13 protein-coding genes are annotated in these 15289 nt (G+C 63.8%); all 13 read right to left on the bottom strand.

Annotated features, from left to right (window positions below; all coding sequences use genetic code 11):
• Positions 1 to 126: 126 nt before the first annotated feature.
• Positions 127 to 405 carry a YggT family protein gene (locus tag AC2ETI_RS14665; RefSeq protein WP_003941780.1) on the bottom strand — a complete coding sequence of 93 codons (279 nt, stop codon included), beginning with the start codon at positions 403 to 405 and terminating at the stop codon, positions 127 to 129.
• A 189-nt stretch (positions 406 to 594) separates the two neighbouring features.
• Positions 595 to 1245: a cell division protein SepF gene (locus tag AC2ETI_RS14660; protein ID WP_003941752.1), complete on the bottom strand. Its 651-nt coding sequence runs from the start codon at positions 1243 to 1245 to the stop codon at positions 595 to 597.
• 85 nt (positions 1246 to 1330) lie between these two features.
• Positions 1331 to 2080 carry a YggS family pyridoxal phosphate-dependent enzyme gene (locus AC2ETI_RS14655; protein ID WP_019748868.1) on the bottom strand — a complete coding sequence of 250 codons (750 nt, stop codon included), beginning with the start codon at positions 2078 to 2080 and terminating at the stop codon, positions 1331 to 1333.
• Positions 2081 to 2086: 6 nt separating this feature from the next.
• Positions 2087 to 2854, bottom strand: coding sequence for a peptidoglycan editing factor PgeF (pgeF, locus tag AC2ETI_RS14650; RefSeq protein ID WP_070796856.1), 768 nt, complete (start codon positions 2852 to 2854; stop codon positions 2087 to 2089).
• Between the two features lie 108 nt (positions 2855 to 2962).
• Complete coding sequence (ftsZ, locus tag AC2ETI_RS14645; protein ID WP_003941788.1) at positions 2963 to 4150, bottom strand: cell division protein FtsZ; 1188 nt, start codon at positions 4148 to 4150, stop codon at positions 2963 to 2965.
• 258 nt (positions 4151 to 4408) lie between these two features.
• Positions 4409 to 5215 carry a cell division protein FtsQ/DivIB gene (locus tag AC2ETI_RS14640; RefSeq protein ID WP_019748870.1) on the bottom strand — a complete coding sequence of 269 codons (807 nt, stop codon included), beginning with the start codon at positions 5213 to 5215 and terminating at the stop codon, positions 4409 to 4411.
• The gene (gene murC, locus AC2ETI_RS14635) at positions 5212 to 6720 is read right to left on the bottom strand and encodes a UDP-N-acetylmuramate--L-alanine ligase (protein WP_019748871.1); all 1509 of its coding nucleotides are present in this window, start codon (positions 6718 to 6720) and stop codon (positions 5212 to 5214) included. Before murC ends, AC2ETI_RS14640 begins: the two co-directional genes overlap by 4 nt.
• Positions 6717 to 7886, bottom strand: coding sequence for an undecaprenyldiphospho-muramoylpentapeptide beta-N-acetylglucosaminyltransferase (murG, locus tag AC2ETI_RS14630; protein ID WP_046378701.1), 1170 nt, complete (start codon positions 7884 to 7886; stop codon positions 6717 to 6719). The genes murC and murG overlap by 4 nt, the downstream gene beginning before the upstream one ends.
• Complete coding sequence (gene ftsW, locus AC2ETI_RS14625; RefSeq protein WP_019748873.1) at positions 7883 to 9361, bottom strand: putative lipid II flippase FtsW; 1479 nt, start codon at positions 9359 to 9361, stop codon at positions 7883 to 7885. The genes murG and ftsW overlap by 4 nt, the downstream gene beginning before the upstream one ends.
• Positions 9358 to 10881 (bottom strand): UDP-N-acetylmuramoyl-L-alanine--D-glutamate ligase, encoded by a 1524-nt coding sequence (gene murD / locus AC2ETI_RS14620; protein WP_047890080.1) that lies wholly within the window; start codon positions 10879 to 10881, stop codon positions 9358 to 9360. Before murD ends, ftsW begins: the two co-directional genes overlap by 4 nt.
• Before the next feature lie 5 nt (positions 10882 to 10886).
• Positions 10887 to 11969 carry a phospho-N-acetylmuramoyl-pentapeptide-transferase gene (gene mraY, locus AC2ETI_RS14615; protein WP_003941699.1) on the bottom strand — a complete coding sequence of 361 codons (1083 nt, stop codon included), beginning with the start codon at positions 11967 to 11969 and terminating at the stop codon, positions 10887 to 10889.
• Complete coding sequence (locus tag AC2ETI_RS14610) at positions 11966 to 13525, bottom strand: UDP-N-acetylmuramoyl-tripeptide--D-alanyl-D-alanine ligase (RefSeq protein WP_020908074.1); 1560 nt, start codon at positions 13523 to 13525, stop codon at positions 11966 to 11968. Before AC2ETI_RS14610 ends, mraY begins: the two co-directional genes overlap by 4 nt.
• On the bottom strand, positions 13522 to 15156 hold the full coding sequence (locus AC2ETI_RS14605) for a UDP-N-acetylmuramoyl-L-alanyl-D-glutamate--2,6-diaminopimelate ligase (RefSeq protein WP_256064404.1): 1635 nt from the start codon (positions 15154 to 15156) through the stop codon (positions 13522 to 13524). The genes AC2ETI_RS14610 and AC2ETI_RS14605 overlap by 4 nt, the downstream gene beginning before the upstream one ends.
• Between the last annotated feature and the right edge of the window lie 133 nt (positions 15157 to 15289).

The raw sequence follows: 15289 nt of genomic DNA, 5'->3' as shown, positions 1-15289 counted from the left end.
GGAAGGATCCCTTCACGCGTCATTTGGCGGTCTAGCAAGCATTCAGTTGCAACACAGTCTACGTAGTGGCGAACCACCGGATGAGTTATGGCTTCCATTCTGGCATACCACTCACTCGGACTGCGCTCAGCGAACAACCGACATCAGGATGATGACGATGAAAAGCAAGACCATGATGGATAGATCCAAGCGAACTCCACCGAGGTTGATCGGGGGGATCAACCTGCGGAGCAGTTTCACCGGAGGATCGGTGATCGTAAAAATGGTTTCGAGAATGACTGCGACCAATCCGGTCGGTCGCCAATCTCTGGCAAACGAACGAACGAACTCGACGATCACTCTGCCGATCAGCAACAGCCAGAAGACAACCAGCACCAGATAGATCACAGAGAGAAGCGCGTCCACACCCTCACTCTGCCTGACTTCTGCGGTGTGTCCAAAACAGACACACCGCAGCAATTCCGGAACCGGCCCGCATCGAGTCCGTCTTGTAACGGCCGGCGATGGGTCCGAATGCGGCGTCCGCCGAGACGGGCCGCCGTTCGAATGTGCTCACGTCACCCCTGCTCAGGGGCCGGACTGCGGTCGAGACCATCATTTCTGGCTGTAGAAACCCGTCTCCGCGATACGACGGCGTTCCTCAGCGGAAACGTCGATGTCAGCCGGTGAGAGAAGAAACACTTTGGTGGCCACCTTGTCGAAAGAACCACGCAATGCGAACGCCAGGCCGGCCGCGAAATCGACCAGACGCTTCGCGTCGGCGTTGCTCATGTCGACCAGATCCATGATGACGGGGGTGCCGTCGCGGAACCGCTCACCGATGGTGCGGGCCTCTGCGTAGCTCTGCGGACGCAGTGTCGTGATCTTGGCGAGCGGGCCGCCGTCATCGACAACAGGCGCACGTCGCGCTTCGGGACGCTCTGCACGGGCGTCGACCGCGAGGTTTCCACGGCTTGCCGGACGCGGCGCCATCGCCGGGCGGCTACTGCGGCTGGGAACGGTGTCGACGCGGGGCCGGGAATCGTAGCGATCGAACTCCGCGTCCTCTTCGTCACGACGACTGGGCGCGTAGCTCGCCTTCGAGAAGGCAGGTTCGACGAACTCGCGGTCGTCGCGCTCGGCATAGCCGTCGTGACTACGACGGGGTGCGCGGCGAGCCTGATCGGGCTCCTCCACGTATTCGTCCTCGTAGTCATCGAGGGGAACCATGCCGAAGTAAGCCTTGAACTTATGCAGGTTGCTCATTGATCGACCTTCCTTGGCGCGGCGGAATCAATCCGACTGCGACCGGTCGCAGCGGTGTGGACGGGTTGGGCGATCACCTGAGCGATCACCTCGAGATTACTGGTCGTGAGCCGAGCAGTGCGGTTCCGACACGCACGCACGTTGATCCGTGGCGCACTGCGGCCTCCAGATCACCGGTCATGCCAGCCGAGAGTTCGGTTGCCCGGGGATGCGATTCGAGAATCAAAAGATGTGCCCTGCGGAGGATTTCGAACTGCTCGTCCGGATCTGATCCAAGCGGCGGGACGGCCATCAGTCCCGCAAATTCGAGACCTTCGGCTGATTCGATCCGCTCGGCGAGAGGGGTTAGCTCTCCCGTCGGAACTCCGCCACGCGCAGGGTCTCCGTCGAGACTTACCTGGATGAGCACCCGCAGCGGCGCTTTACGCTCCCCGTCGGACAAAGCTCCGAGCGCCGCCCGATCGAGTGCATCGGCCAGTCGTGCACTGTCCACCGAGTGAATTGCGTAGGCCCACTTCGCTACCGAACGCGCTTTGTTGCGCTGCAACTGCCCGATCATGTGCCAGCGAACCGGATCGTCGATCGCGCCGCTCTGTGCAGCGCCGTCGAAGTCCGCGACCTTCTCCACTGCTTCCTGCTCACGAGACTCACCGAATTCACGGCAACCCAGTTCGTACAGGATTCGGGCGTCGGACGCCGGAAAGAATTTGGTAACTGGCAGCAGTGCTACGTCGGAAACTTCACGACCGGCGGCAAGGCAGGCGGCCGCCAGCCGCGCACGCACCGAGTCGAGTGCCGTCGATATTTCTGTCAGCCGCATATCCGTCTGGCGCATTTATGCCTAGACGGTTTCCTGCGCTGCGGGCGCTTCCATCCAGATCACTGCAGCTTGACGCCCGGTCAGAGATTCTCGGCGATGACTGAACAACGCGCGATCCTCGATCGTGCACCGCGGGTCCTCGGCAACACCGGACACACCCGCGGCGAGCAACTGCTTACGCAGTCCCGCACGCAGATCGAGTCCCGGCGTGCCCTTCTCGGTGCGAGTTGCGCTGCCCGGCAAGTGCTTTTCCACGTCCGCACGCATCGCGGCGGGAACCTCGTACTGGCGTCCGCTCGCTGCCGGGCCGAGGAAGGCACCGATACGTGAGACGTCCGCGCCCTGTCGCACCATCTCCGCGAGGACGCGCGGGACGATACCGATGCGGGCACCGATCCGTCCGGCATGAACTGCCGCGATCACACCGGCCTCCTCGTCGGAGAGCAGAACGGGAACACAGTCTGCGCTGAGGGTGGCGAGCGCCAGGCCGGGAACGGTGGTGACCAGAGCGTCCGTCACGGGAATCACTTCGTCGGTCGGTTCCGTCACGACAGTGACGTTGCGCGAGTGGATCTGTTCCATCCACACGAGATGGTCAGGCTCGACGCCTATTTCGCGTGCCAGACGACGGCGATTCGCCTCGACGGCTGCCGGATCGTCTCCGACGTGATCGCCGAGATTGAACGACTCGTACGGCGACGCGGAAATACCACCGGCTCGGCTGGTCACGACGCGGCGAATGCGGGTGCGGGTGGTCGACTTCTCGGTACTCAAGATATGTGTGCTCACAAACGTCGAAAGTTGTCGTCCGGCTCAGACGTGACCGGACATCCAGTCAAGAACAGGGTACCCAGAAATTCCGGGCACCCTGTTCTCGAAACTGTTTGTAGCCCTGCGTCAGCGACGCATGAAGACAGGCACATCGACGTCGTCGTCGCCCTCGTCTTCCTGGACCGGCGCATGGCGTGGGCCACCGATCGGAGGCAAGCTACCCGAGCCCGTCGTCTCGCGCGCTGCGGAAATCGGCTGCTCGCCAGCAGGTTCGGCGGCCACCGGTGACCGGCCGACCTCACCCGCGCGCCCGGCGCCGATAGCTCCACGTCCCTGTGCGGTCGACTCCACGGGACGACGAGCCGGAGCTCCTCCGTCGAATCCCGCAGCGATGACCGTCACACGAACCTCGTCACCGAGTGAATCGTCGATGACCGTTCCGAAGATGATGTTGGCGTCGATGTGCGCGGCTTCCTGCACCAGCGAAGCCGCCTCGTTGATCTCGAACAGACCCAGATCGCTACCACCGGCGATCGACAGGAGCACGCCGCGGGCGCCTTCCATCGATGCTTCGAGGAGAGGCGAATTGATCGCAGATTCCGCCGCCTTGATCGCGCGTCCCTCACCACGTGAGGATCCGATGCCCATCAACGCACTGCCTGCACCGGACATGACACCCTTGACGTCCGCGAAGTCGACGTTGATCAGACCCGGGGTGGTGATGAGGTCGGTGATGCCCTGGACACCGTTGAGGAGAACCTCGTCGGCGCTGCGGAAGGCGTCCATGAGGCTGACGGCCGCGTCACCCAACTGGAGCAGGCGATCGTTGGGAATGACGATCAGCGTGTCGCAGGACTCGCGGAGCGCCTGGATTCCGGTATCCGCCTGTCCCCCACGACGCTTGCCCTCGAAGGAGAACGGCCGAGTCACGACGCCGACGGTGAGTGCGCCCAGCTTCCGGGCGATGCTTGCCACGACAGGGGCACCACCGGTTCCGGTGCCACCACCCTCGCCTGCGGTCACGAACACCATGTCGGCGCCCTTGATGACCTCTTCGATCTCGTCCTTGTGATCTTCGGCTGCCTTGCGACCCACTTCAGGGTCAGCACCGGCGCCGAGGCCACGGGTCAATTCACGACCGACGTCGAGCTTGACGTCGGCGTCACTCATCAGAAGGGCTTGCGCGTCCGTGTTGACCGCGATGAACTCGACTCCCTTGAGTCCCTGTTCGATCATGCGGTTGACTGCGTTCACGCCGCCGCCGCCGATGCCGACGACCTTGATTACGGCGAGGTAGTTGTGCGGGGGCGTCATCGGCTCTCGCCTTCCGTGTCGTGTTTCACGCTGTTTGTCAGTGCTGCTGTCTTTTTACTGCTGCTGTATTTGTAACTGCTGGTGTATTTGTTACTGCTGGTGTTCGAGATAAACTCTAAACCTCAACCACAGGGTTAGAGTTATGTCAAGTATTCGATCTGAAACGAAACGCTATGCACCGTCGTCGCGTTCCGCCATTAGGCGCGCCGAGACACACCGAAGTATTTGCCACGCACCGGCGCACGGGTGCACCGTGCGCTATCGGACCGTCGGAAGATCAGGACTGGACACGTCGTACGTCTGCCCCGGTTGAGTCAACAGAGGAAGCGTCACGGCAGCCTTACGATCCGAGTGCTCGACACCGCCCCAGTTTACGACGCGACCGTCGAGCAGAGTCAGCGTGACACTCGAAATCGACCGAGCGGCAACCTCTCCCACCTGAAATCTCAGATCCGGCGGCAACACCGACAACACCTCGAGCGCGGCAAGCGTCGGCTCGTCGTTCCATCCCGGCGTCGGTGTCACCAGACGCGGAACCCCCGGCGGCGGGACTCCCATCTCGAAGTCGACACCCTTCTCGTCCAGCAGGTGTGCCCCCTCGGGTGAGTCGACGAAGACAACCGGTACCCGTTCGGTGACGGTGACGCGAATGGTCGACGGATACATCCGCTGAACTCGGGCGGAGGCCACCTTCGGAATCGTCGCTACACGTGCGGCGGCGGCGCCGGTGTCGACCCGCATCAACGGCTGACCGGTCGGTACTGCCAGGAGCGAAAGGATCTGTTCCTCACTGACCGTCGTCGCACCGAGAACTTCGGTGCCCCGGACCGAGAGCACCGGAGACAACCAGGCCGTCAGCGCAATTCCCACCACCAGCACGATTGCCAGCGGTGCCACGATCAGCGGTCGCTTGAACCACTTACGAGTCGGCGTGGGTTCGGGAGCCGGCTCCGTCGACCGCGTCGAATATCGCGATTCGGTGCGAGTACTGCGCCGACGCGTACTGGTGGCTCGCCTGGCCTGAGGATCTCGACGCCCGCGACGACTTCGTGCGTCGGGTGTCATCGCGGCGCGGGATGCGGCGCCGAACGCAAAGCATCGAGGATCTGTTTGCCGAGCATGGTCACGTCACCGGCGCCCATCGTGATGACGATGTCGCCGGGGTGAGCCAACGCCGCCACCTGCTTCGGTGCCTGCGACAGATCGGGTTGATAGTGAACAGGTTTGGTGACCGATTGAGCGACAAGCGCACCGCTGACTCCCGGCATCGGCTCTTCGCGAGCACCGTAGACATCGAGAACCACTACCTCGTCGGCCAAGTCCAGTGCCTGCGCGAACTCCACGGCAAATGCCGCTGTGCGCGAATAGAGGTGAGGTTGGAAGACCACGATCACACGTCCGGCTGCCGAATTGGTCGACGACGAATCATCTTCCGGTCGAACCAGATCCGCGGCCGCGCCGAGAACCGCGCGAACTTCGGTCGGATGGTGGGCGTAGTCGTCGAACACCCGGACACCACGCTCGCGGCCGGTGAACTGGAAGCGGCGGTGGACGCCACCGAATCCGGCGAGCCCCTCGACGATCTCCTCGGTCTCGGCGCCCGCATCACGGGCGGCCAGCAGGGCGGCAAGTGCGTTGAGCGCCATGTGCCGACCCGGCACTGCCATCCGCACGGTTCGCGCGGCGCTCTCACCGGCCAGTTGGAACTGCAGGACTCCCCCGACGTCGTGTGCATGGAAGCCCAGTAGTCGGACTCCGACCTCGACGCCGTCGACAGGCTCGAAGGCAGTGCCCGCTTCTACTTCCTGCGCATCCGCTGATCCGTAACCGAGCACACGGATGTCCGAACGACCCGAGGCCACGATTCGCTTCGCGAGATCCGCAGATCCCGGATCGTCGAGGCAAGCAATCAAGAGTCCACCCGGACGTAGCTTGTCGACAAAATCGTCGAACACCTTCACATACGCTTCGACGCTGCCGAAGTAGTCGAGGTGATCGGCCTCGATGTTGGTCACGACGATCACGTTGGGGTCGTACTGAAGCAGCGACCCGTCGCTCTCGTCCGCCTCGGCGACAAAAACGTCACCGCTGCCGTGATGGGCATTCGTGCCCGCCTCGTTGAGTTCGCCGCCAACGGCAAACGAGGGGTCGAAACCGCAGTGCTGCAGGGCGACCACGAGCATCGAGGTCGTCGACGTCTTGCCGTGTGTTCCCGAAACCAGGAACGTGCGATTGCCCTGCATGAGTGATGCAAGGACAGCCGGCCGAAGAATCACCGGGATTCCGCGGCGAGCGGCCTCGACGAGTTCCGGGTTGTCCTTCGGGATAGCTGCGTGCGTCGTGACGACGACGGTCGGTCCACCTGGCAGCAGGTCGAGAGCATCGGCGTCGTGGCCGATCCGGACCTGTGCCCCGCGTGCACGAAGCGCCAGGACTCCTCGGCTCTCCTTGGCGTCCGAACCCGAGACAAGGCCCCCGCGGGAAAGCAGAATTCGAGCGATGCCGGACATACCGGCACCGCCGATTCCGACCATGTGTACTCGCTCGAGGTGGGCGGGCAGCGCGGTCATCGGTTTCCCCTTGCATTTTCCTGGACGGCGTTTTCCTTTGCCGCGATGTCGAGCACGATCCGTGCGATCTCTGTTGCCGCCGTGCGGTGCCCGACATTGGCAGCGCCACTGCTCATCTTGTCGAGACGCACGCTGTCGCTCAGCATCGGGACGACGGTGCCGGCGACGAACGTCGGCGTGAGCTCGTTGTCGGAGACGATGATCGCGCCGCCCGCTGCGACAACGGGTTTCGCGTTGAGTTCCTGTTCACCGTTGCCGTGCGGCAGCGGAACGTAAACGGCCGGTAGTCCGACCGCCGAGACCTCGGCGACCGTCATCGCGCCCGAACGACAGATCGTCGCGTCGGCTGCGGCATACGCGAGATCCATCCGCGAAAGATAAGGAACAGCCACATACGGTGCCGTCTGCGAGTACTGCGTGACCTCGAGGGAGTTCTTGGGTCCGTGTGCGTGAAGGACCGAGATCCCGGCCTTCGCCAGTTCTTCCGCTGCTCCGGACACCGCGTCGTTGAGCGACTTCGCGCCTTGCGATCCGCCGAAGACGAGCAGAACGGGACCGTCCTGAGGCAGTCCGAAGTACTCGCGAGCTTGCGAGCGGAGTCCCGCTCGATCGAAATTGGCGATCGACGCGCGAACCGGGATGCCGACGATCTCGGCGTCCTGATCGCCGCGGTTCTTCACTCCGGAACCCGGAACAGCAGCAAGCACCCGCGTCGCCAGGCGAGCACCGATCTTGTTCGCGATACCGGCACTGGCGTTCGCCTCGTGGATGACGATCGGAATCTTGCGGCGGCGCCGAAGAACACCGCCACGTGCGGCAAGATACGCCGGAAGCGCGACGTAACCACCGAAACCGACGATCACGTCGGCGTCGACGGAATCGAGTACCTCACGGGTCTTGCGCACCGAGGCGAGGATGCGTGTCGGCAATTTCACCAGATCCATCGTGGGCTTACGAGGAAGCGGAACCGGCGGAATGAGCTCGAGTGTGTACCCGCGGGCAGGCACCAAGGTGGTTTCGAGACCACGTGCTGTCCCGAGTGCGGTGATCCTGGTGTCGGGCTGAGCGGCCTTGACCGCGTCCGCGACCGCAAGTGCGGGTTCGATGTGACCAGCCGTGCCTCCCCCTGCCACCACTACCGACAGAGCCGATTTGTTGCCGCTCACCTACGAATTCCTCGCTCTCGAACTTCTCGTGGATCTTGTGCCCTACGTGTCGGCGCCTGCCGACGCTGACCATTCTGCCCTCCCGCGGTGCGCTTCCGTGACCCAGCGGCCGCACCTCGGTTGGAATCCGAGGAAGGGCGAGCGCCTTGATCTGCCCGCTTGCGTCGATCGCCCGTCTCGATCGCGCGCCGGCCGTCGCGTCCGCGTGCCGGTTCGATCTGTCGTGCGGGCTTCGGTCGACGGATAGGCCGGCCCCCTGACGGCGGGTGGTACAGCACCGGCTTGGGCAGTCTGAGCAACTTCGAGATCTTGCCGTCCTGCCCGGAGTTCAGAGCGGCAACTGCTTCTGGCTCGTGGCGCGCTGCATTGGCGATGACCCCGAACATGAACAGCGTGATCGCCAAGGACGAACCACCGGCGGAGACCAAGGGCAACTGGAGTCCGGTCACCGGCAGCAGTCCGATGACGTAACCGATGTTGATCATCGCCTGGCCGACGATCCAGGTAGTTGCGGTGGCCGACAGAAGCCGCCAGAACGGATCGATGCTGCGGGCTGCGATCCGCAATCCCGTGTACACGAATACAGCGAACAAACCGATCACCACTGCGCAGCCGACAAATCCCAGCTCTTCACCGATGATCGCGAAGATGAAGTCGTTGTGAGCGTTCGGTAGGTAGTTCCATTTGGCGACGCTCTGCCCGAGTCCGCGACCGAAAACGCCGCCGTCAGCGAGCGAATACAAAGCCTGCTTGGCCTGATAGTTGTTGCCCTGCAGGTCATCGCTCTTGTTGAAGAAGGCCTGGACTCGGTCGGATCGATAACCCGCCGTCATGGCCAGGACAGCGGCGCCGACAACGCCTGTCAGCGCGATCGAGCCGAAGAGTTTCAGTGGAAGCCCACCGAACCACAGCAAGGCCCCGACGATGATTCCCAGTGCGATGGTCGTACTGAGGTTCGGCTGCGCGACGACCAAGGCGAAGACCAGCATCGCAGCGGGCACGAGCGGAATCAGGATCGACTTCACGGATCGGTCGTCCGGACGCCTCGAGGCCAACAGATGCGCGCCCCAGATCGCCAAGGCGACCTTCATGATTTCCGATGGTTGCACCGAGAATCCACCGACGTTGAACCAGCGACGCGCACCCTGCGCTTCGGTGCCGATTCCCGGAATCAGGACGAGTACCAGCATGATCAGCACGACGACGAACAGCGGAAACGAATACTGCCGGAGCACTCTCGCCGGGATCCGCAGCGCGACGTAGAAGAGCACCGCCCCGAGAATCGCGAAGATCAACTGCTGGGTGAACAACGAATATGCCGAGCCACCGGACACGTACTGCTCGACGCTCGACGCCGACAGAACCATCACGAGCCCCAAGACAGTCAACATCGTGGCAATCGTCACCACCAGGTGGAACGACGCCAACGGCCGCGCCAACCAGGCACCGATCCGGGTCTTGGGACCCTTGGTCATAGCAAGTTCCCGGCTTGGCCAGGCGAATCCGTGAACGGATCGGGTAATGCGGCTACGGCGGCGGCGAAACTGTCGCCACGATGTCCGTAGCTGGCGAACATGTCCAAGGACGCGGCGGCCGGGGCAAGTACAACTGCATCACCGGGGGACGCCAACTCGGCAGCTTCGACGACCACTGCGGCCATGACGGCATCCGCGTCGGCACCCGACGGCAGCCGGATGGTGAGAGTCGAGTTGCTGCTGTTTTCGCTCACCACTTCATCGTCCCCCGACAGCACGTGCACCACGGGAACATCGGGCGCGTGTCGCGCCAGCGCGTCCTCGATCACACCGGCGTCACGGCCGAGAAGAACGGCGCCGGACAGTCTCGGCCCCACTTCGCTCACCAACTGCTCGACGCTTGCGCCCTTGAGTAGACCGCCTGCAACCCAGACGACGCGGTCGTGCGCGAGTATCGACGGCCTGGCTGCGTGCGGATTGGTGGCCTTGGAATCGTCGATGTACACAACGGACCCGACACGACCGACCAGGGCCCCTCGGTGTGGGCCGACCTTGTGCGCGGCCAGACCGCGTTCGACGACGTCGGCCTCGAATCCGAGTGCCCGCGCCAAAGCGGCAGCGGCAAGCGCGTCCATGACGCCTGCCGGGCCGGCCGGATCTATGGAAGCTGCTTCGGCCAAGCGGACGTGATCGCCGAAAGCGTTGTCCACGAGGTGCCCCGCTTCGACACCCAGTTCTCCTTCGCCCGGTTCACCCAATCTGAACCCGGTGACAATGTCTGCAGTTGCGCGAGTTCCCAGTTCGGAAGCGATTGCGTCATCGAGGCCGACCACCGCGACCTTTCCACTCAGCGCCCGCGACTTGGCCTCGGCGTACGCGCTCATTCCGCCGTGCCAGTCGAGGTGATCCTCGGCGACATTGAGGACCACGCCGGCATCCGGACGCACCGAGGGTGCCCAGTGCAATTGGAAAGACGACAGTTCGACAGCGAGGTACTCCACGCGCGGCGACGTCTCGGCGAGTGCCTCGAGTATCGGAAGCCCGATGTTCCCGCAGGCTCGGCCGACAACTCCGGCGGCGTCGAGAATCGAGGCCAGCATCGACGTCGTCGTGGTCTTTCCGTTCGTCCCCGTCACGACGAGCCATTTACGGGGTCCGCCGAAGTGCCCGCTGTGGTCGACGCGCCACGAGAACTCGACGTCTCCCCAGATGGGAATCCCGTGACCGGCGGCCGCTGCAAGGATCGGTGCGTCCGGCCGAAAGCCCGGACTGGTGACGACGAGCCCGTACTCGGTGATCGAATCCGGGGCATCCTCGATCGAGGTGGTGGTCACCATGTCCGCGCCGAGTTCGGCGCAGCGCTGCGCGAAGTCGAGGGTCGAATCGGCGACCGTCACGACAGCGCCGAGCGCGACGAGAGGTTCGATGGTCGCTTGACCGGACACCCGCCCACCGGCGACCAGCACTCGCGTACCGCGGAGCCAGGACAGGTCGTTCTCGGAATCCGCTGAGCTGGTCATGGTTTTCAGCCTCCGAGCGCTGCGAGGTATTCGCTGTAGAAGAGGGCCAATCCGATAGCCGACGCAATAGCCGCCAGCAACCAGAATCTGATGATGACCGTGGTTTCAGCCCACCCGGCGAGTTCGAAGTGGTGATGGAACGGTGCCATTCGGAAGACCCGCCGTCGGCTGGACCGGAACACCGCTACCTGGATCACCACCGACGCGGCCTCCGCGACGAACAGTGCACCGATTACGACCATCAACAGTTCCGTGCTTGTGGTGATCGACAATCCGGCGAGCATGCCGCCGAGGGCAAGAGAACCGGTGTCGCCCATGAAGATCTTGGCGGGTGCGGCATTCCACCAAAGGAAACCGATGCACGCGCCGGCGCCGGCCGCGCAGAGCACCGCGAGATCGAGCGGGTCTCGGACGTCGTAGCAACCCTTACCGGGATTCGTCTCGCACGAGTAGCGGAACTGCCAGAACGTGATGATGACGTAGGCGCCGAGAACGAAACTCATCGCTCCGGCGGCCAGTCCATCGAGGCCGTCGGTCAGGTTGACGGCATTGGACCAGGCGCTGACCAGTAGGTAGCAGAAGGCGATGAAGACCACGGAACCGAGTGAGACGGTGGCGATGTCGCGAACGTACGACAAATGAACACTGCCCGGAGTCAGCCCGTCGTCACCGCGGAACTGCAGGGCCAAGATTCCGAAGGCAATGGCAGCGACGAACTGGCCGACCAGCTTCGCTGTCTTGTTCAGTCCCAGATTGCGCTGCTTGCGGATCTTGATGAAGTCGTCGAGGAAACCGACTCCACCGAGCGCGGTGGTCAGACCGAGAACGAGTAGGCCGGACGCCGACGGTCCCTCCGCGTTGTCCATGCCGAGACCGATGAGGTGTGAGCCGAGATAGCCGGCCCAGATTCCGGTCAGGATCGCGACGCCGCCCATCGTGGGAGTGCCGCGCTTGGCCTGGTGACTGGCTGGACCTTCGGTTCGGATCTCCTGCCCGAAACCTTGTTTCGAGAACGCCTTGATCAGGATCGGCGTGAGCATGATGGAGACCGCCAGCGCGATGCCTGCGGCGAGAAGAATCTGGATCACTGCGAATCCCCGCCGTTCTCGCCATCGGTGTTCGCGTCACCGGTGTTGTCGCTGGGCGTTGCGGCCAGAATCGCTTCGGCGACCGTCCACAGTTCAACCGACTTGGACGCCTTCACCAGGACGAGATCGCCCGGTTCAAGTTCCGCTTCGAGAATGGCGATTGCCGCAGCTGCGTCTGGCACGACGACGGACTCGTCACCCCACGACCCCTCCATCACCGCACCTTGATGCATCGCACGCGAGGTGCGGCCCGTTCCGACGACGATCAACTTGCTGACATCGAGTCTGACGGCCAGGCGACCGATCGCGTCATGCTCGACGACCGATTCCGGCCCGAGTTCACCCATCTCACCGAGCACAGCCCAGCTACGGCGCCCGAAGTGCCGATCCGATCGCGCCATGGACACCAACGCTTTGAGCGCAGCGCGCATGGAATCGGGATTTGCGTTGTAACTGTCGTTGACGACGGTGACGCCGTCGGCGCGCTCGGTGACTTCCATCCGCCTCGCTGACGCTGCCTTCGTGCCCTCGAGGACACGCGCGATGTCTGCAACCGCGAGGCCGTTCTCGAGTGCGACGGCCGCCGCGGCTAGGGCGTTGCTCACGTGGTGTTCGCCGTGAACGGCCAGACGAATACGCGCAGAACCCTGTGAACAGTTCAGCGTGAAGGAAGCCCGGGCCTGGTCGTCGACAACCACGTCGGTCGCCCGAACGTCGCAGTCTTCGGACTGGCCGACGAATACGATCCGGGCCTTGGTTCGACTCGCCATTGCGGCGACCATGCGGTCGTCGGCGTTGAGGACCGCAACTCCACCGTCGGCTGCCGACGGGAGTGCTTCCACCAGTTCACCTTTGGCGACCGCGATCGCTTCACGCGAACCGAATTCACCGAGATGGGCGGTGCCGACATTGAGAACGACGCCGATCTTCGGCGGCGCGATCTTGGTCAGTTCGCCGACGTGACCGACCCCACGGGCCGACATCTCGAGGACCAGGAAGCGGGTCTTCTCGTCGGCGCGGAGCACAGTCCACGGCAAACCCAGTTCGTTGTTGAACGAGCCTGGTGGGGCGACCACCTCACCGCGCTCGCGAAGCAGCGCCGCAATCAGGTCCTTGGTCGAGGTCTTGCCTGCCGAACCGGTGACACCGACCAGCGTCAGCCCGCCCCCCGAAGCCGACCCCTCTGCTGCCAGTTCGTCGACCACGGCCCTGGCCAGGAGGCCGAGGGCATGCAAGACGGCAGCCCCGGATCCGTCTGTGTCATGTTCGAGCAACATCACAGCGCTCGGACCGTCGTTCGGTACCGACGGGACAACTATCGCCGGAACCCCGACCGGCCGCGCTGCGAGCACCGCCACCGCACCGGCGGCCACCGCCGCTTCCGCATGGTCGTGACCGTCGACGCGTGCGCCGGGGAGTGCGAGAAACAGTCCACCTGGACCAGCCTTGCGCGAATCGAATTCGACGGTTCCTGTCACCTGAGTCGACGGATCGTCGACGTCATGCAGGGTTCCTCCGACGATCTCGGCGATCCGAGAGAGCGTCATCGGGATCATTGCTTGCCTCCATGTGCTGTGTTGATCGCGAATCGGCCGATCATTTCGCCCAACACCTCGCGGTCGTCGAATGGGTGTTTGACCCCGTCGATTTCTTGACCCACTTCGTGGCCTTTGCCTGCCACCAGTACTACGTCGCCTGGCTGCGCCCACCGGACTGCTTGCTCGATCGCGAGCGCCCGGTCCCCCACTTCGCGAATCTCGCCGCGTTCGGATTCGGGAACGTCGATGGCGCCTTGCATAACCGAAGCGCGAATTTTCGCGGGATCCTCGGTGCGCGGGTTGTCGTCGGTGACGATCAGCAGGTCTGCGCCCCTCGCACCAGCTTCGCCCATAAGTGTGCGTTTGCCGGCGTCGCGGTCACCGCCCGCACCGACGACCACAGCCACTCGGCCGGGAACCTGATTGCGCAGGGTGGCGATCACGGCTTCGAGCGCTGCCGGTTTGTGGGCGTAGTCGACCACTGCCAGGAAGCTCTGCCCGCGGTCGATCCGCTGCACTCGTCCGGGGACATCCACCGTTCCGAGTGCTCGAACAGCAGCGTCCGGATCGAGTCCGGCCGCGAAGCTGACAGTCAGTGCCAAGGCTGCGTTGGCCACGTTGTATCGACCGGGGAGGCGAAGCGAGACGGGCCACGATTGTCCGTCCGGCCCGACCAACTCGAATGTCTGCGAGCCGTCCTCGGCAACCTCGACGACGCCGACCTTCCACTCGGCCTCGGCCGTCGAGGTCGAGACCGTGGTCACCGCATCGCTCTCGTCGGTCGCGGCCAACTCAGCCATCCGTCGACCCCATACGTCGTCGACACAGACGACGGCATGCTCGGCTCGCACCGTCGACTCGGGATCGAACAGTCGAGCCTTGGCCTGGAAGTACTCCTCGAAGTCCCGATGGAAATCCAGGTGGTCCTGCGAAAGATTGGTGAACGCGCCGATGTCGAAGCGGATGCCGTCGACGCGTCCGAGAGCGAGCGCGTGACTGGACACCTCCATGACGACGGTATCGATCCCCTGCTCTGCCATCACGGCGAACAGAGCATGGAGTTGCGGAGCTTCCGGCGTGGTCAGAGCGCTGGGTACTCGGCGGCCGTCGATCCGAGTCTCGATGGTGCCAACCAGGCCGGGCTTGCGGCCGGCTCCGGCAATCGCTGCTTCGAGCAAGTACGACGTCGTCGTCTTGCCGGATGTGCCGGTAATGCCGACGACCTGCATCTTCTCCGATGGCCGGCCGTAGATCTCCGCTGAGATCTCACCGAGCACATCCCGCGGGTTCGGATGAACGAGAACCGGGACGGACCGGTCGGGCGCCTTGCCGGCGGCCTCGATCAATTCGAGACCGGCCTCGTCGGTCAAGATCGCGGTCGCACCGCGCCCCAGAGCGTCGACGGCGAACTGAGCGCCGTGCGTCCTGGCACCGGGCAGAGCGGCGAAGAGGTCATCGGCCACGATTCCCTGCGCACGCAGGTCGACGCCCTTGACGACGACCTCCGACGACTGTGATCCCGGTTGCCCGACCCATTCGAGGCGAGCTCCGGACAGTTCGGAGAGCGCCGTGATCGCGGTAGCAACCGGTTGTGTCGGACGCGTCCCGGGAGCGCCGTCCGAGTTCGACGATTGCAAACGATTCGGCACTGTCACTCGACTCCTGGCAATTGTCGTTGTTCTATCGCGGTCGTTGTTCTATGGCGGTCGTTGGTCTATGGCGGTCGCAGCGCAAGCAAAGTTCGGCGTACTGCGATGAATGAGGTTACTGCGACGTTTGAGA

It is taken from the genome of Rhodococcus sp. MurmanLake-1, assembly GCF_056945715.1.
This window is presented reverse-complemented; position numbering and strand designations above follow the sequence as displayed.